Origin of the sequence: Amycolatopsis lexingtonensis, assembly GCF_014873755.1 — a bacterium.
GTDB classification, from domain to species: Bacteria; Actinomycetota; Actinomycetes; order Mycobacteriales; family Pseudonocardiaceae; genus Amycolatopsis; species Amycolatopsis lexingtonensis.
Genome location: NZ_JADBEG010000001.1, coordinates 9901324 through 9919007 on the forward strand (window position 1 = coordinate 9901324; position 17684 = coordinate 9919007).

A 17684-nucleotide genomic window follows, 5' to 3' on the forward strand; every position below is an offset into this window, starting at 1 on the left:
CATGACCACCCCGACTCTGACCAAGGTGGACACTGCGCCACCGAAGCGGACCAACAAGGTCATCACCGCGCTGCGGCGCTTCGCGATCTCGATCACGATCTTCAACATCGTCGGCTACACGTTCCTCGGCTTCGAGCAGCCGTACCTGTACCCGTTCGTCGCGCTGGCGACCGCGTACACCACGGAGATCCTGCTCGAGATCATCAACGCCCGCGTGACCGGGCGCGGCGTCCGGTTCAAGGGCAACGGCTTCAAGGGGCTCGTGGAGTTCCTGCTGCCGGCGCACATCACCGGTCTCGCGCTCAACATGCTGACCTACGTGAACGACCGGATCCTCGTGATGATGTTCGGCGTCGTCGTCGCCGTCGGCGCGAAGTGGGTGTTGCAGGCCCCGGTGTACGGCCGGATGCGGCACTACATGAACCCGTCGAACTTCGGCATCACGATCATCCTGCTGGTGTTCCCGTGGGCCAGCATCGCCCCGCCGTACCACTTCACCGAGCAGATCCCCACCTGGGGCGGCTGGCTGATCGTCGGCATCATCCTGGTGTCGGGCACGGTGCTCAACGCGCTGCTGACCAACCGGATGTGGCTGATCCTGGGCTGGCTGAGCTTCTTCGTGGTCCAGGCCTTCGTCCGCGGCTGGCTCTTCGGCACGTCGATCCCCGGCGCGCTGGCGATGGGCACCGGCGTCGCGTTCGTGCTCTACACCAACTACATGGTGACCGACCCGGGCACGTCGCCGTCGAAGCCGGTCTCGCAGTTCGCGTTCGGTTCCGGCGTGGCGCTGGCGTACGGCTTCTTCACCGCCGTGCACGTCGCCTACGGGCTGTTCCTGGCCACCGCGACCGTCTGCCTGATCCGCGGGATGTTCCTGTGGGGCCTGCACTTCTCGAACAAGGCGCGCATCAAGTTCGAAGCCGACCAGGCCGCGCAGAAGGCGAAGCTCGAACTCGCCGCGGAACCGCCGGCGGACGACGAGAAGCCGGGAGCCGTCGCGGCATGACGATCCCCACGGACGACCCCCGGGCGGCGCGCACCGCGCCGCCCGGGCCGCCGCGCCGGGCGACGATCCGGTTGTTGAAGCAGCTCTTCACCGACCGGCTCGCGCTCATGGGCGACAACGCCGAGGCCTACGGCGACGTCGTCCGCATCGCCATCGGACCGAAGGCGATGTACCTGGTGAACCACCCCGACCTGGCCAAGCACGTGCTCGCGGACAACGCCGCGAACTACCACAAGGGCATCGGCCTGCAGGAGGCCCGCCGGGCCCTCGGCGACGGCCTGCTCACCAGCGACGGCGACACCTGGAAGAAGCAGCGCCGGACCATCCAGCCGGTGTTCCAGCCCAAGCGGATCTCGCGCCAGGCCGGCATCGTCGCGTCCGAAGTGGACGGTCTGATCAAACGACTCGCCGCGCACGACGGGCCGGTCGAGATCCTGCACGAGATGACCGGGCTGACCCTCGGCGTGCTCGGCAAGACGCTGCTCGACGCCGAACTGGGCGGGTACGAAACCCTCGGCCACTCGTTCGAGGCCGTGCAGGACCAGGCCATGTTCGAGGCGGTCACGCTGAGCATGGTCCCGCAGTGGGTGCCGCTCAAGAAGCAGGTGCACTTCCGGACCGCGCGCGAGGACCTGCGCCGGATCGCCGACGAGCTGGTCGACCAGCGCCTGGCGAACCCGGTCGAGAACGGCGAGGACGTGCTGTCCCGGCTCATCGCGTCGGGTTCGGAAGACGGCGCTTCGCGCGAACGGATGCGCGACGAGCTGATCACCCTGCTGCTGGCCGGGCACGAAACCACGGCTAGCACGCTCGGCTGGGCGTTCCACCTGATCGACGAGCACCCGGAAGTCGCCGCGCGGCTGCACGACGAGGCCGTCGAAGTGCTGGGCGACCGGCTGCCCGAGTACGAGGACCTGCGGCGGCTGACGTTCACCGTCGCGGTGGTCGAAGAGGTCATGCGGCTGTACCCGCCGGTGTGGCTGCTGCCGCGGATCGCCCAGGCCGACGACGAGATCGGCGGGTACCACGTGCCGGCCGGGTCCGACGTCGTCGTGGTGCCCTACACGCTGCACCGGCACCCGGGGTTCTGGACCGACCCCGAGCGCTTCGACCCGGGCCGGTTCACCGCCGCCGAGCGGCCGCCGCGGTACGCCTACCTGCCCTTCGGGGCCGGGCCGAGGTTCTGCATCGGCAACAGCCTCGGCGTGATGGAGGCGGTGTTCGTGCTGGCGATGGCCGCGCGGGACCTGGAACTGCGCAAGGTGCCGGGCAAGGTCGTCGAGCCCGAGGCGATGCTCTCGCTGCGGGTGCGCGGCGGGCTGCCGATGACCGTGCACCGCCGGGAGCGGACGCGGCGGTCCGAAGCCGCCTGAGGCCACTGTAGACATTCGATGAGGAGGTAGGCCGGTGCAACCCGAGGCCACCGAAGAAGAACGCGTCATGAACATGACTCTCGAGGCGTACGCGGACACCATCGTGCCCGGGGAGAAGCGGTTCGACGGCGACCGGGCGGTCGCCGGGGCCGCGCCCGGTCCCGGCTCGGTCGCCGCGGGCGCGCTCGAGCTGCTGAACTTCGACGCGACCGGCGTCACGGCCGGCCTGCCCTACCTCGCGCAGTCGCTCAACGACCACGCGAAGGCCTACGCGGGTGAGGTGGAGCTGGAGCTCGACCACGACGTCGCCCCGTTCGTCGCGCTGCCCTACGAGCACCGCCGCGAGCTCGTGCACCGGCTGACCACGCCGGGGCACCCGGAGAAGGACGGCTGGGTCAGCCTCGCGCTGTTCTGCAACATGGCCTTCGACAGCGCCGCGCACAAGCACACCGCCGAAGCCATCCGTGAGGGGCACCCCGGGCTGCTGGCGCTGGGCTACACCGCGCCGGACGCGGACGGGTTCTGGCGGTTCCCGAAGTACGGCTACGGCCGCAAGCTGGCCGAACTCCACCCCGACACGACGCCTTCCGGGAGCCCCGCATGAGCGCCATCGACAAGACCGACGTCGTCATCGTCGGGAGCGGTTTCGGCGGTTCGATCCCGGCCTACCACCTCGCCGCCGGCGGGGCGAAGGTGACCGTGCTGGAGCGCGGGCCGTGGCTGGCCGCGGCCGACTTCGAGCACGACTACCTGCTCGGCTCGTCCTACACCCGCGCGTTCGACTTCGTCGTCGGCGACGGGATGAGCGTGCTGGGCGGCAACTGCGTCGGCGGTGGCAGCGTGGTGTACTTCGCCGCGATGCCGCGCGCGCCCCGCTTCGTCTTCGAGCGCCACGGCAGCATCGGGCGCCGGATGTGGCCGTCCGTGATCTCCCGCGACTCGCTGGAGCCGTGGTACGACCGCGTCGACGAGTCGATCCCGGTGTCCAAACAGGACTGGAGTGACGTCTCCTACGCCGGTGGGCTGTGGGCCGCGGCCTGCAACCACTCGGGCCGCACGGCCAACCCGGCGCCGGTCGCGGTGGACAACGACACCTGCGTCAACTGCAACTTCATGATGGCGGGCTGCAAGTTCGACGCCAAGCGGTCGATGCTGACGAACTACCTGCCCGCGGCCCTTTCGCACGGCGCCGAGATCCGGCCGCTGCACGAGGTCCAGCGCCTGGAGCGCACCGAGGACGGCAGCTACCGCGTCCACTTCGACATCGTGGACGAAGAGGACTACCGGGTGCACACCGGCACCGGCGTGATCGAGGCGAAGGTCGTCATCATCGCCGCGGGCGCCGGCGCGACCCCGGTGATCCTGCAGCGCTCGGAGGCGGCGCTGGGCGAGATGCCGCACGGCGTCGGCCGCTACTTCTCCGGCAACGGCGAGCGGCTCAACACCGCGATCATCGACGAGGACCGCGTCCGCGAGGTGCTCGGACTGTCCCGTGAGGACGGTCCGGTCTACTCGGCCAACCACATCGGCAAGGGACCGACGGTCGCGAACTGGGACAAGCTCGACGGGTCGCTGCCGGAGTACGAGCGGTACTCGCTGGAGCAGCTCTACTTCCCGCCGGGGCTGGGCACGATCCTCGCGCAGGTGCCCGGCGGCGAGGAGCCGCGCTGGTACGGGGCGGAGAAGAAGGAGATCCTCAAGCAGTGGGCCAACTGGCTCACGATCTTCCTGATGACCGAGGACGACAACGAAGGCGTCTTCGGCACCCCGCCGCCGACCGGCAACGCCTACCGCATCTCGCAGCAGATGCTCGGCCGCGGCCCGCTGCGCTACGACCCGACGGAGAACACCCGCCGGGGCTGGGCGCTCGCCGACGCCGACTGCAAGGCGATCATCGAGAAGGACGGCCTGGCGAAGGTCTCGCCGTGGACCAACGACGTCGTCGGGGCGTACACCGTGCACCCGCTGGCGTCCTGCCGGATCGGCGACGACCCGGCGACGTCCGCGCTGCACCCGAACCACGAGCTGCGCAACCACCCGGGCATCTTCGTCACCGACAGCGCGTCGGTGCCGGGCGCGCTCACGGTCAACCCGGCGATGACCATCGCCGCGCTCGCCGAGCGCTCGATCCCGGGCATCGTCCGGGAACTGCAGTCCCGCGGCGTCGACGTCAAGTACGGCGCCCCGGCCCCGGACGGCTCGATCACCGGACGGCGTGCGGTGTCCAAACTGGACCTGGTCGCCGGCAACTGAACCACGGCGGAGGTCCCGAATGACTCATTCGCGACCCTTCCGGTCCGGATCGTGCCGGTCGGGAGCCGGGCCACGCACCCAATGTGGCGTTCGGTGCGTCAGACGCACCGAACGCCACATTGGGGCGCTTTCCCCGTCGCCGGCAACTGAACCACTGCCCCCGAACTCGCGCACTCGTCCGGGTGCGCGAGTTCGGCGTTTCGGAAGCCGTCCGGCCGCCCGGCCACGGGCGCTGAAGGGGATGTTGCCCACATCTGGCCCGCGGGGCGCCGGATCGGCAGAACAGCTTCAGGAGGAGGGACCATGGCTCCGGGTCTGGTCAGGATCGCGCTGCGGCGGACGCTGCGGGACGTGAAGTACGTCGAGGTCGTGCGCCCGCGGCGGGCGCGGGGGCTCGTGAAGGCCGTCTACCGGCAGGTCGAGCGGGACTTCGGGATGCTCGCCCCGCCGATGGCGTTGCACTCGGCTTCGCCGGAGGCGCTCGCCGCGGCGTGGCTGGTGCTGCGGGAGTCGCTGGTGGCGGGCGGGTCCGCGAGCCGGGCGGACAAGGAGGTCGTCGCGGCCGCCGTTTCCGCCGCCAACGACTGCCCCTACTGTGTCGAGGTGCACGGGATGGCGCTCGGTTCGCTGGGCGATCCGGCCGCCGCCGCGGCGATCGAGACCGGGGACGTCGGGGCCATCCCCGATCGCGACACGCGGGCGCTCGCGGCGTGGGCGCGGGGCGAGGGTGCGCTGCCCGCGGACGTCCCGGCCGGCACCGCCGCCGAGTTCACCGGGGTCGCCGTCGCGTTCCACTACCTCAACCGGGTCGTGAGCGTGTTCCTCGGCCCCTCGCCGCTGCCGGAGAACGTGCCGCCGCAGGCGCGCGCGAAAGCCAAGGCGGTGCTGGGGTTCCTGCTCAAGCCCGGTGAGCCGCCGGCCGCCGGGCGGGCGCTGGAACTGCTGCCCGCCGCGGCCGGGGACGGGCCGGACTGGGCCGTGCCGGGGGACACGCTGTCCGACGCCTTCGCGCGGGCCGCCGCGGCCGTGGAAGCCGCCGGGGAGCGCTCGGTGCCCGGCCGCGTGCGGGACCTCGTCCGCCGGGAAGTCAAGGCCTGGGACGGGAAACCGCCGGGGCTCAGCCGCGCCTGGGTCGAGCCGGTGCTCGCCGAACTGCCCGCCGAAGAACGCGCCGCGGGACGGCTGGCGCTGCTCACCGCCAAGGCCGCGTACCAGGTCGGGGCCGACGACGTCGCCGCGCTCGGCGCCGCCGATCGGGGCCTGGTGGAGCTGGTGTCGTGGGCCGCTTTCACGGCGGCCGTGGCCGCCGGTGAGCGCCTGCCGCTCCGCCCGCCAAGAGAAGACCCTGCAGGTCGGCGCGGGTGATGATCGGGAGGTCAGATCGCCCGCCGGGGCGCGCAGCACCGGGACACAGACGAATTGCCCGGGACCGCGTCGCCGCCCCGCGCGGCAGCCGATCTGCGCAGACCGGCGGTCGCCGCGCGGTGGCGCCCTTACCCCCGCCCCCGTCGCGGCGGCCGCCGGCTCACGAGAAGACGTCGCATCGGTGAGAGGACTGACAGGTGACTGACACCACGGGCGTGATCGCCGACCTGACCGCGGAGGCCGCCGAGGTGGACGCGCTCGTCGCCGGCCTTTCCGAGGCCGAGTGGGACACCCCCACCCCGGCGCCGGGGTGGCCGGTCCGGCACCAGATCGGGCACCTCGCGTTCATCTTCCGCATCGCCGGCCTCTCGGCCGCGCAGCCGGAAGCCTTCGTCGCCATGACGAAGTCGCTCAAGGGCGGCTTCGAGGCCGCGGTGAACGCCGCGCTGGAGGACTACGTCCACGACCCGGCCGAGGTGCTGCTGACGCGCTGGCGCGCCGAGCGGGACGCGGGGATCAAGGCCCTCGCGGCCGTGCCCGGCGACCAGCTGGTGCCGTGGCTGGTCAACCCGCTGCCGCCGTACGTGCTGGCGTGCGCCGGGATGATGGAGGCCTTCGGCCACGGCCAGGACATCGCCGACGCGCTCGGCGTGCGCCGCGAGCGGACCGACCGGATCAAGCACCTGGTCGGGTTCGCCGTGCGCGTCCGGGACTTCGGCTACGAGGCGCGGAACCTGAAGCCGCCGGCGGAGGAGTTCCGGTTCGAGCTCACCGCGCCCTCGGGCGCGCTCTGGACGTTCGGGCCCGAGGACGCGACCCAGCGGGTCACCGGCAGCGCGGCGGACTTCTGCCTGCTGGTCACCCGGCGGCGGCACCGCTACGACCTCGACGTGCGGGCGCAGGGCACGCTGGCGGACCAGTGGCTCGACATCGCCCAGGCCTACCGCGGACCGGCGGGCCAGGGCCGCAAGCCCGGCCAGTTCGGCGCCTGAAAATCCATTGTAGACGGTGTGGGTCCCTTGTCCCAGCGTGCTGACGTGCACGCCGCGGGCAGGGAGAGAGAAGACGGTCCGCACCGGCCGGGAGATGCTGGACTTCACGGCCCGGCGGACGGGCACCGGGCGGCGTTCCGCCCGAGGAGACAGACCGGCGGCGGGGCGCGAGCCCCGCACCGGAGACAGCGGGGACCTGATGGTCCCGGTGATACGGGGCTCGAGAGCCAGTGGGAGTGCGGTGGCATGAGCGTAGAGCGGATTTCGATCGTCGGTATCGGTCTCCGGTACCCCGACGCGAGTTCTCCGGAGGAGCTCTGGGAAAACGTGCTGGCCGGGCGCCGGGCGTTCCGCAGGCTGCCGGACGAGCGGATGAACCGGGCGGACTACTACTCGCCCGACCCGAAGGCGCCGGACCGCTTCTACGCGCAGAAAGCGGCCGTGCTGCGGGACTACGAATTCGACCGGGTGGCGCACAAGGTCGCCGGGAGCACCTTCCGGGCGACCGACACGACGCACTGGCTCGCCCTCGACGTCGCCGCGCAGGCGCTCGCCGACGCCGGGTTCGATGAAGGCGACGGCGCCCCGAGGCAGAGCACCGGCGTCGTCATCGGCAACAGCCTCACCGGCGAGTTCTCCCGCGCCAACATCATGCGGCTGCGCTGGCCGTACGTGCGCCGCACGGTCGCGGCGGCGCTGAGCTCCCGCGGCTGGGAGGACGAGGAGACCGCGAACTTCCTGCGGGAACTCGAAGTCCAGTACAAGGAGCCGTTCCCGGAGATCAACGAGGACACCCTCGCCGGTGGCCTGGCGAACACCATCGCCGGCCGCGTCTGCAACCACTTCGACTTCGCCGGCGGCGGGTACACCGTCGACGGCGCCTGCTCGTCCTCGCTGCTTTCGGTGGTCACCGCGGCCAACGCGCTCGTCCAGGGCGACCTGGACCTCGCCATCGCCGGCGGTGTCGACCTGTCGATCGACCCGTTCGAGGTCATCGGCTTCGCCAAGACCGGCGCGCTGGCCAAGCGCGAGATGAAGGTCTACGACGCCGACTCCAACGGCTTCTGGCCCGGCGAGGGCTCGGGCATGCTGGTCCTGATGCGCGAGAGCGACGCGCTGGAGCAGGGCAAGCGGATCTACGCGTCGATCGGCGGCTGGGGCGTCTCCTCCGACGGCAAGGGCGGCATCACCCGGCCCGAGGCGGCCGGGCACCGGCTGGCCATCAAGCGGGCCTACGACCGTGCGGGCTACGGCGTCGAGACCGTCTCCTACTTCGAGGGCCACGGCACCGGCACGGCGCTGGGCGACGCCACCGAGATCGAGGCGCTGTCCACCGCCCGCCGCGACGCCGACCCGCTGGCCAAGCAGGCCGCGCTGTCGACGATCAAGGGCAACATCGGCCACACGAAGGCCGCGGCGGGTGTCGCCGGCCTGATCAAGGCGACGCTGGCGGTGTACCACCAGGTCATCCCGCCGGCCACCGGCCACCACGACCCGCACGAGTCGCTCACCGGGTCCTCGGCGCGGATGTACGTCCCGCGCGAAGCGACGCTGTGGCCGGAGGACCAGCCGGTCCGCGCGGGTGTTTCCGCGATGGGCTTCGGCGGCATCAACTCCCACATCACCGTCACCGAGGCGCCGACCGCGCCGCGGCGCCGCGAGCTCGACGAGCGGGCCCGCACGCTGGTCGCCGGCCGCCAGGACGCCGAACTGCTGCTGTTCGACGCCGACGACCTCGCCACCCTGCGCGGGAACGTCGCCGCGGTGCTGGAAACCGTGCCGAAGCTCTCGTTCGCCGAGCTGACCGACCTCGCCGCCTCGCTGGCGAAGGAGCTTTCGGGCAAGCCGGTGCGCGCCGCGGTCGTCGCGGCCAACCCCGAGCACGCCGAGCGGAAGCTGACGAAGCTGCTGGAGCAGCTCGACTCGGGTGACGCGGTCTTCGACAGCGCCGACGGCATCTTCGCGAGCAGCCGCGGCACCGCGCCGAAGATCGGCTACCTGTTCCCCGGCCAGGGTTCCGGTCGTGGCGGCGACAGCGCGCTGCGCCGCCGGTTCACCACGGCCGAGGAGATCTACCGCGCCGCCGGGCTGCCGGCCACCGGCGACCAGGTCGCCACCGAGGTGGCGCAGCCCCGGATCGTCACCGGCTCGCTGGCCGCGCTGCGCGTGCTGCGCTCGTTCGGCATCGAGGCGTCGACGGCCACCGGCCACAGCCTCGGCGAGCTGACCGCCCTGCACTGGGGCGGCGCGCTCGACGAGCGCGGGCTGCTGGCGCTGGCGAAGGTCCGCGGCAAGGTGATGGCCACGACGACCGGCGACGGCACCGGCGCGATGGCCGGCATCGCCGCTTCGCCGAGCCGGGTGGAGGAACTGGGCCTCGGCTCGGACGTCGTCATCGCCGGCTACAACGCGCCCGAGCAGACCGTCATCTCCGGACCCGCCCCGGCGATCGACAAGATCGTCGCCCGGGCCAAGGCGCAGGGCGTCGGCGCGACCCGGATCAAGGTCTCGCACGCCTTCCACTCGCCGGCGGTCGAACCCGCCGCGAACGCGATGACCGAGAAGCTGGGCGAGTTCTCCTTCTCCCGCCTGGAGCGGCCGGTCGTTTCCACCGTGAGCGGCGACGTCCTGCACGCCGCCGAGAACCTGGCCGAGCTGCTGCGCGACCAGATCGTGCTGCCGGTCCGCTTCCGCGAAGCCGCCGCCAAGGTGGCCGAGCGCAGCGACCTGGTGGTCGAGGTCGGGCCGGGCCGGGTGCTGACCGGGCTGTTCGAGGAGATCGCGCCGGAGACCCCGGTGCTCGCGATCGACACGGACAACGCGTCGCTGCAGGCGCTGCTGCGGGTCGTCGGCGCGGCGTTCGCACTCGGCGCCGACCTGTCGGTGGACGCGCTGTTCGAGGGCCGCGTCGTGCGCGCCCTGCCCGCCGACGGCGTGTTCAACTTCCTGGCCAGCCCGTGCGAGGCGGCGCCGTCGATCGACAGCGAGCTCGCCGCCGAGCTGGCCGCGGAGAAGGCGCAAGCCGCCGAGGCCGACGCCGGTGCCGCCGACAGCGAGTCCGGCTCCACGCTGGACCTGCTGCGCAAGCTCGCCGCCGAGCGCGTCGAGCTGCCGCTGGAAGCCGTCACCGCCGACACCCACCCGCTCGACGACCTGCACCTGTCGTCGATCACGGTCGGGCAGCTGGTCAACGACGTCACCCGGGCGCTGGGCCGTCCCGCGCTGGAAGGCATGCCGAACTTCGCGACGGTGTGCCTCGGTGAGCTCGCCGAGATGATCGACGAGCTGGCGCAGACGGCCAAGCCGAGTGACCAGGGAGCCGGCGAGGCCCCGGGTGTCGGTCCGTGGGTCCGGCCGTTCGCGGTCGAGTACGTGCCCGCGCCGCGGCCGAAGGCGGACCTCACGCCGGGCGCTGGGCAGGCCGAGTGGCAGGTCTTCGCGACCCCGCGCCACCCGCTGGCCGAGCCGGCGAAGGCGGCCCTGGCGAAGGCGGGCGTCGGCGACGGCGTCCTGCTCGTCCTGCCGGCGGACTGCGACTCGAGCCACGTCGGCCTGTTCCTCGACGCCGGCCGCGCGGTCATGGCCGCACCCAACGGCACGCGCTTCGTGGTCGTGCACCACGGCTACGGCGCGGCCGGCCTGGCCCGCACCCTGCGGCTCGAGGACCCGTCGGCGAAGACGACGATCATCGACTTCGCGGACCCGACGCCCTCGGACGAGGACGCCATCGCGTCGGCCGTCTCCACGGTGGTGGCCGAGGTCGCCGCGACCACGGACTTCACCGAAGCGCGCTACGGCGCCGACGGCGGGCGCACCGTGCCGCGGCTGTCCGCGCTGGCGGCGCCGAAGCCCGGCCCGATCCAGGACTCGCTGGACGCCACCGACGTCCTGCTCGTCACCGGTGGCGGCAAGGGCATCACGGCGGAGAGCGCACTCGCGCTGGCCAAGGACTCCGGCGCGCGGCTGGCCCTGCTCGGGCGCAGCGACCCCGAGTCCGACAGCGAGCTGGCGGAGAACCTCGACCGCATGGAGGCGGCGGGCATCCGCTACCGCTACGAGCGCGCCGACGTCACCAGCGCCCCGCAGGTGGCCGAGGTGGTCGCGCGGATCGAGGCCGACCTCGGCCCGGTCACCGCGGTCCTGCACGGCGCCGGCCGCAACGAGCCGGCCGCCCTGTTCTCCCTGACCGAGGACAGCTTCCGCAAGACGCTCGCGCCGAAGATCGGCGGGCTCAACGCGGTGCTGAACGCGGTCGACCAGGACAAGATCAAGCTGCTGGTCACCTTCGGCAGCATCATCGGCCGGGCGGGCCTGCGCGGTGAAGCGCACTACGCCACGGCGAACGACTGGATGACCGAGCTGACCCTGCGCTTCGGCCAGGAGCACCCGCAGGCGCGGGCGATCGCGCTGGAGTGGTCGGTCTGGTCGGGCACCGGCATGGGCGAGAAGCTCGGCGTGGTCAGCGCCCTGATGCGCGACGGCATCACGCCGATCCCGACCGAGGAGGGCATCACCATCCTCCGCCAGGTGCTGGCCGACCCGGCCGCGCCGCCGGTGCTGGTGGTCTGCGGCCGCACGTCGGGCCTGGCCACGCTGCCGATCCAGAAGCGGGAGCTGCCGCTGACCCGGTTCGTCGACCGCGCGGTCGTGCACTACCCGGGCGTCGAGCTGATCACCGAGGCGGACCTGTCCGACGGGGCCGACCCGTACCTGACCGACCACCTGCTCGACGGGCAGCTGCTGTTCCCGGCGGTGCTCGGCATGGAGGCCATGACGCAGGCCGCGGCGGCGACGCTCGACCGCACCGGCACCCCGGTGCTGTCCGACGTCGAGTTCCTCCGGCCGATCATCGTCTCGCCCGGCGGGTCGACCACGGTCCGGCTGGCCACGCTGGCCCGCGACGCCGACACCGTCGACGTCGTGATCCGCAGTGACGAGACGGGCTTCAGCGCCGACCACTTCCGGGCGCGGCTGAGCTTCGCGCGGCCGGAGGAACTCGGCGAGCGGGTGCCCCGCGACGTCGAACTGCCGCCGGTCCCGGTGGAGCCGATCAGCGAGCTGTACGGCTCGGTCCTGTTCCAGGGCAAGCGGTTCCAGCGGGTCCTCGGCTACCGGCGGGCGAGCGCCCGGCACGCCGTCGCCGAGATCGCGACGAGCGCGGACCACTACTGGTTCGCCCCGTTCCTCCCGCAGGAGCGGCTGCTGGCCGACCCCGGCACGCGGGACGCGATGATGCACGCGATCCAGTGCTGCGTCCCGGACGCGACGCTGCTGCCGCAGGGCATCGAGAAGCTGTACCTGGCCGAGCCGGGTGTCCAGCACGACGAGTACGTCCTGCTGGACGCGAAGGAACGCTTCCAGGACGGCGACAGCTACGTCTACGACCTCGACGTCCGCAACCCGGACGGCACGCTGGTCGAGCGCTGGGAAGGGCTGAAGCTGCGCGCGGTCCGCAAGCGCGACGGCGCCGGCCCGTGGGTCCCGTCGATGCTCGGGTCCTATGTGGAGCGTGCCTGTGAGCGGCTGCTCGGCGGGACGCGGTCGGTCGTGCTCGAGCCGGACCCGGCCGGGCGCCCGGCGGAAGGCATCGCCGAACGGCGGGCGCAGACCGCGCTCGCGGCGGGCCGCGCGCTCGACAAGCCGGTCGAGGTCCGCTACCGCCCCGACGGCAAGCCGGAGTTCGACGGCGGCAACGTCGGCGCTTCGCACACCTCCCAGCTGACCCTCGTGGTCGCCGGCGCCGACCAGGTCGCCTGCGACATCGAGACGGCGATCGAACGCACCGAAGAGGACTGGGCCGGCCTGCTCGGCGAGGAGCTGCTCGGCCTCGGCCGGCTGCTCGCCGCCGACACCGGGGAACCGATCAGCGTCGCCAACACCCGGGTCTGGAGCGCGCTGGAGTGCGTGCGCAAGACCGGGCTGATGACCCAGGCGCTGACCGTCCGCCAGGTCGACGCCGACGGGTGGGCGCTGCTCGCCTCCGGCAACGCCCGGATCGCCACCTGGTCGACCACCGTCAACGACCGGACCGACCCGATCGTGTTCGCCGTGCTCCACGCAGAGGGGAACTGAAGATGACCGACTACTACGAGATCCGCCACACGGTCGGCTTCGAAGAGACCAACCTGGTGGGCAACGTCTACTACGTGAACTACGTGCGCTGGCAGGGCCGGTGCCGCGAGATGTTCCTGAAGGAGAAGGCGCCGGCGGTGCTCGAAGAGGTCCGCCACGACCTCAAGCTGTTCACCCTCAAGGTGGAGTGCGAGTTCTTCGCCGAGATCACCGCGTTCGACGAGCTGTCCATCCGGCTGCGGCTGGAGGAGCTCACCTCGACGCAGATCCAGTTCGCGTTCGACTACGTGCACCTCACCGACGACGGTGAGGAGCGCCTGGTGGCCCGGGGACGGCAGCGCATCGCCTGCATGCGCGGGCCCAACACGGCGACCGTGCCGTCGCGGGTCCCGGAGCAGCTGCGCGAGGCGCTGGTGCCCTACTCGACGGCCGCGGTCAACGGCAAGGGAGTCTGACGTGGGCTACGAAGCAGAGCCTTCCGAGAGGGCTCACGTCCTCAAGCGGCTGCGGACTTCGCCCGCCCGCCGCGGGCTGTCGGCCCAGCCGGGGCTGCGCCAGGTGATGGCGCAGTTCGCGACCGGGGTGACGGTGCTGACGGCGGGCGGGGAGGACGCGCACGGCATGACCGCCAACGCGTTCTCGTCGGTGTCGCTGGAACCGCCGATGGTGCTGTGCTGCGTCTCCAAGGCGGCGCGGATGCACGCCTCGATCGTGACCGCCGGCTCGTTCGGGGTGAACATCCTTTCGGCCGACCAGCAGGAGCTGTCGAAGTACTTCGCCGACTGGCGCCGTCCCGACGGGATCGCCCAGTTCGAAGCGGTCGGCTACACCGTCGGCGCCAAGACCGGCTCGCCGCTGCTCAAGGGCGCGCTGGCGTGGCTGGAGTGCGAGCTCGCCCAGGTCGTCGAGGGCGGTGACCACTCGATCTTCCTCGGCCGGGTGGTCGAAACCAGCCGCGGCGAGGGCGAGCACGCGCTGGTCTTCTACGGCGGCGGCTACCACCAGATCGACGGGCGCGCCCGCGCGGCCTGAAGGGACGGACGACATGCTGATCGCGGTCACGGGCGGGACGGGCTTCCTCGGGACCCACACGGTCGCGGCGCTGCTGCGGCGGGGTCACCGGGTGCGGCTGCTCGCCCGTGACCCCGGTCGCGTTCCGTCCACTGTGGACGTCGTCGAAGGTGACGTCACCGATCCCGGTGCGGTGGCCCGGCTCGTCGACGGGGCGGACGCCCTGCTGCACGCGGCGGGCGTGTACACCTTCGACAGCCGGCGCCGGGCCGAGGTGTGGCGGGTGAACGTCGAGGGCACGTCGACCGTGCTCGACGCCGCCCGCCGCGCGGGCACCGGGCGGATCGTGCACGTCTCCACCGTCGGGGCGCTGTTCCCGACCGGCGCACCGTCGATCGGGACGGCGAGCCCGGTCGGCGCGCCGCGCGAGGCCTACCTCGCGGCCAAGGCCGAAGCCGACCGGATCGCCCGCGGCCACCGGGAAGCCGGCGCGCCGGTCACGATCACCTACCCGCCCGCGCTGCTCGGCCCGGCCGACCCGCACCTGGGCGACCAGAACGCGCGGCTGCGGGACCTGCTGCGCGGGCTGATGCCGATGTGGCCCTCGGGCGGGCTGCCGATCGGCGACGTCCGCGACTCGGCGGAGCTGCACGCGCGGCTGTTCGAACCGGCGGCGCCGGGTCCCGCGTACTTCGGGCCGGGGCACTTCCTGAGCACCCGCGAGTACCTCGCCGTGGTCCGCGCGGCGACCGGACGGCGGCTGCCCGCGGTGTTCCTCCCGGCGCGCGCGATGTTCCCGGTCGGCCACGCCGCCGACCTGCTGCAGCGCGCCTGGCCGTGGCACATCCCGGCGCAGTACGGCGCGCTCTACGTCTGCGCCACCGCCGTGCCCGTCGAGCCGGGCGCGCCGCGCGGGGACGTTTCCGCGCGGCCGGCGCTCGAGACCGTGCGCGACACGGTGGCCTGGCTGCACGCCACCGGGCGGCTGACCGGCCGGCAGGCGGGCACCCCGGGTTTTCTGTCCACTGTGGACGCCGGTGCCGGCGCCCCGACCGAGGAGGTTCTGCCATGACCGCCAGCGATGCCACCGACGCCGCCCGGTCGGCCGCGGCCCCGCCCGTGGTGCCGGACGTGCCCGCCGAGTGGCCGGTCCGCCCGATGCCCCGGCTCGGCCGCGGCATCGTGTGGTCCGACATCGTCGCCGAGATCGAGCACGACCAGCAGCTACGGATGAGGGATGCCGCGTGAGCGGAGGCCGCGAATCCGGGGCCCAGCGGGCCGACGCGGAGGTGGTGCCGGTTCCCGAGGGGACCCGGCCCGGCCGCCGCCGGCTCGCGCGGCCGGGGGAGCCCGGCGACGCCCAGGTCATCGAGCTGGCCAGGGCGGCCGACCAGGTGCGCGCGGAGCCCGCGGACATGCCGCTGCTGAGGCGGCGCCGCGACGAGCTCCGCGCGCACATCCACGAAGGCAAGCTCGACGCGGTGCGGCGTCAGCACTCGCTCGGCAAGCTGACCGCGCGGGAGCGCCTGGCCCTGCTGCTCGACGAGGACTCGTTCACCGAGATCGAGCCCTACCGCCGCCACCAGGCGAGCGGGCCGGGGCTGGCGGGCAACCGCCCGTACACCGACGGCGTCGTCGCGGGGTCCGGCACCATCGACGGGCGTCGCGTCTTCGTCTACGCCCAGGACTTCACGCTGTTCGGCGGCTCGCTCGGCGAGGCGCACGCGGCCAAGATCCACAAGGTGCTCGACCTCGCGGTGGCCAACGGCGCCCCGGTGATCGGGCTCAACGACAGCGGCGGCGCCCGGATCCAGGAGGGCGTGCTCGCGCTCAACGGTTATGGCGGCATCTTCCGCCGCCAGGTCGAGGCTTCCGGGGTGATCCCCCAGATCAGCGTCATCCTGGGCCCGTGCGCGGGCGGCGCGGCGTACTCGCCGGCGCTGGCCGACTTCACGTTCATGGTGCGTGACACCGCGCGGATGTACCTGACCGGCCCGGACGTCGTCGAGGCGGTGACCGGCCGCCGCGTGACCCACGAGGAGCTCGGCGGCGCCGACGTCCACGGCACCCATTCGGGGGTGGCGACGGTCGTGCACGACGACGAGGAGAGCTGCCTCGCCGACGTCCGCTACCTGGTGTCCCTGCTGCCGGGCAACTACCTGGACCCGCCGCCGGACGCGAGCTCGTCCAGCGCGAAGGACGACTACCGGCCCCGGCTGGCGGAACTGGTGCCGGTCGAGCCGAACCAGCCGTACGACATGCGCGACGTCTTCGCGGAGATCGCCGACGACGGCGAGTTCTTCGAGCTGCACGAAGGCTGGGCCCGCAACGTGCTGTGCGCGCTGGCCCGCATCGACGGCCGCGTGGTCGGCCTGGTCGGCAACCAGCCGGTGGTGTTCGCCGGCGTCCTGGACGGCCCGGCCTCCCAGAAGGCGGCCCGGTTCGTGCGGTTCTGCGACGCGTTCGGCATCCCGCTGGTGAGCCTGGTCGACGTCCCGGGCTTCCTGCCGGGCGTCGAGCAGGAGCGGAGCGGGATCATCCGCCAGGGCGCGCAGCTGCTGCACGCGTACTGCGAGGCGACGGTCCCGCGGATCCAGGTGATCCTGCGGAAGGCCTACGGCGGCGCGTACATCGTGATGGACTCGCGGTCGATCGGCTGCGACCTGTCGCTGGCCTGGCCGACCAACCAGATCGCGGTGATGGGCGCGGAAGGCGCGGTGAACGTCCTGCACCGCCGCGAACTGGCGGCGGCTCCGGACCCGGCGGCGTTGCGCGCCAAGCTGGTGGCGGAGTACACGGAGGAGTACCTGAACCCGCAGTACGCGGCCGAGCGCGGCCTGGTGGACGACATCATCGACCCGGCGGAGACCCGCGCGGCGCTGGCCCGCGGGCTGGCGATGCTGCGGGACAAGCGGAAGCCGGGGCCGTCCCGGAAGCACGGGAACCTGCCGATCTAGGGGGCTGGGATGGTTTTGCGGGTGGTCCGGGGGACGCCGGACGACGCGGAACTGGCGGCGCTGGTCGCGGCGTTGACGCTGCTGGCGGCGGGTGCGCAGCCTTCGCCGGCCGTCGAGGTGGGCGGGTGGCGGGCGCGGGGGTCGGGGGAGCCGCTCTTCCGGCGCCCGGGCGCCTGGCGGCTGTCGGGCTTGCCGCGCTGAAGGGCACCTTCCTCGTGATGCGAGGAGGGTGCCCTTCAGCGCTTCCGGGGACAGGCCGCTCACCAAAGGTCTTGAATGAGTCATTCAGGACCTCCGAAGACCTGAATGACTCATTCAAGACGTCCGGGCGGCGGCGGTGGGGCCCGCCGGAGGGCCGCGGCGTGAGTCGTCGAAGCTGCCGGAGCGGGTCAGGCTGCTCGGCTGTCGCGCTCTTCCTCCGCCTGGTGGGTCTTCGCCAGCTCCCGCAGCCGGGCCGCCACCGCGCCCTCCCTGGCCGGGGAATACGTGCTGTGCCCCGGGTGCACCGCCACGTAGCGCACGACTCCGTCGAGGAGGACCTCGACCTCCGTGTGCTCGCCGGGGACGAACGCGCCGCCGCAGGCCGCGCAGGTGCGCTGGCGCTCGGCGGCGCCCCGGTGGGTCTCGTGATCGGTCATGAGGCACCTCGCTCGAG

At 72.6% G+C, this 17684-nt stretch carries 14 protein-coding genes; 13 read left to right on the forward strand and 1 reads right to left on the reverse strand.

Features of this window, described 5'->3' with window-relative positions:
• Position 1: 1 nt before the first annotated feature.
• From H4696_RS45880 to H4696_RS45940, 13 genes are all read left to right on the forward strand, one after another.
• The gene (locus tag H4696_RS45880; RefSeq protein WP_086861805.1) at positions 2-1006 is read left to right on the forward strand and encodes an enediyne biosynthesis protein; all 1005 of its coding nucleotides are present in this window, start codon (positions 2-4) and stop codon (positions 1004-1006) included.
• Positions 1003-2379: a cytochrome P450 gene (locus H4696_RS45885; protein WP_086861806.1), complete on the forward strand. Its 1377-nt coding sequence runs from the start codon at positions 1003-1005 to the stop codon at positions 2377-2379. Before H4696_RS45880 ends, H4696_RS45885 begins: the two co-directional genes overlap by 4 nt.
• A 34-nt stretch (positions 2380-2413) precedes the next feature.
• Complete coding sequence (locus H4696_RS45890; protein ID WP_086861807.1) at positions 2414-2983, forward strand: DUF5987 family protein; 570 nt, start codon at positions 2414-2416, stop codon at positions 2981-2983.
• Positions 2980-4632, forward strand: a complete 1653-nt coding sequence (locus H4696_RS45895) for a GMC family oxidoreductase N-terminal domain-containing protein (protein WP_086861808.1) — start codon at positions 2980-2982, stop codon at positions 4630-4632. The genes H4696_RS45890 and H4696_RS45895 overlap by 4 nt, the downstream gene beginning before the upstream one ends.
• Positions 4633-4935: 303 nt before the next feature.
• Positions 4936-5997, forward strand: a complete 1062-nt coding sequence (locus H4696_RS45900) for a carboxymuconolactone decarboxylase family protein (RefSeq protein ID WP_192782903.1) — start codon at positions 4936-4938, stop codon at positions 5995-5997.
• A 197-nt stretch (positions 5998-6194) separates the two neighbouring features.
• Positions 6195-6989: a TIGR03084 family metal-binding protein gene (locus H4696_RS45905; RefSeq protein ID WP_086857183.1), complete on the forward strand. Its 795-nt coding sequence runs from the start codon at positions 6195-6197 to the stop codon at positions 6987-6989.
• A gap of 246 nt (positions 6990-7235) precedes the next feature.
• A complete protein-coding gene (locus tag H4696_RS45910; RefSeq protein ID WP_086857184.1) occupies positions 7236-13061 on the forward strand; it encodes a type I polyketide synthase in 5826 nt (1941 codons plus the stop codon).
• Between the two features lie 2 nt (positions 13062-13063).
• On the forward strand, positions 13064-13516 hold the full coding sequence (locus H4696_RS45915) for an acyl-CoA thioesterase (RefSeq protein ID WP_086857185.1): 453 nt from the start codon (positions 13064-13066) through the stop codon (positions 13514-13516).
• A gap of 1 nt (position 13517) precedes the next feature.
• Positions 13518-14093: a flavin reductase family protein gene (locus H4696_RS45920; RefSeq protein ID WP_086857186.1), complete on the forward strand. Its 576-nt coding sequence runs from the start codon at positions 13518-13520 to the stop codon at positions 14091-14093.
• Between the two features lie 13 nt (positions 14094-14106).
• Complete coding sequence (locus H4696_RS45925; RefSeq protein WP_086857187.1) at positions 14107-15144, forward strand: NAD-dependent epimerase/dehydratase family protein; 1038 nt, start codon at positions 14107-14109, stop codon at positions 15142-15144.
• Positions 15141-15320, forward strand: a complete 180-nt coding sequence (locus H4696_RS45930; RefSeq protein WP_086857188.1) for a DUF6222 family protein — start codon at positions 15141-15143, stop codon at positions 15318-15320. Before H4696_RS45925 ends, H4696_RS45930 begins: the two co-directional genes overlap by 4 nt.
• A complete protein-coding gene (locus tag H4696_RS45935; protein WP_086857189.1) occupies positions 15317-17029 on the forward strand; it encodes an acyl-CoA carboxylase subunit beta in 1713 nt (570 codons plus the stop codon). The genes H4696_RS45930 and H4696_RS45935 overlap by 4 nt, the downstream gene beginning before the upstream one ends.
• Before the next feature lie 9 nt (positions 17030-17038).
• Complete coding sequence (locus H4696_RS45940; protein ID WP_086857190.1) at positions 17039-17230, forward strand: acyl-CoA carboxylase epsilon subunit; 192 nt, start codon at positions 17039-17041, stop codon at positions 17228-17230.
• Between the two features lie 188 nt (positions 17231-17418).
• Here H4696_RS45940 and H4696_RS45945 read toward each other — a convergent pair whose 3' ends face one another.
• Complete coding sequence (locus H4696_RS45945; protein WP_086857191.1) at positions 17419-17667, reverse strand: hypothetical protein; 249 nt, start codon at positions 17665-17667, stop codon at positions 17419-17421.
• Between the last annotated feature and the right edge of the window lie 17 nt (positions 17668-17684).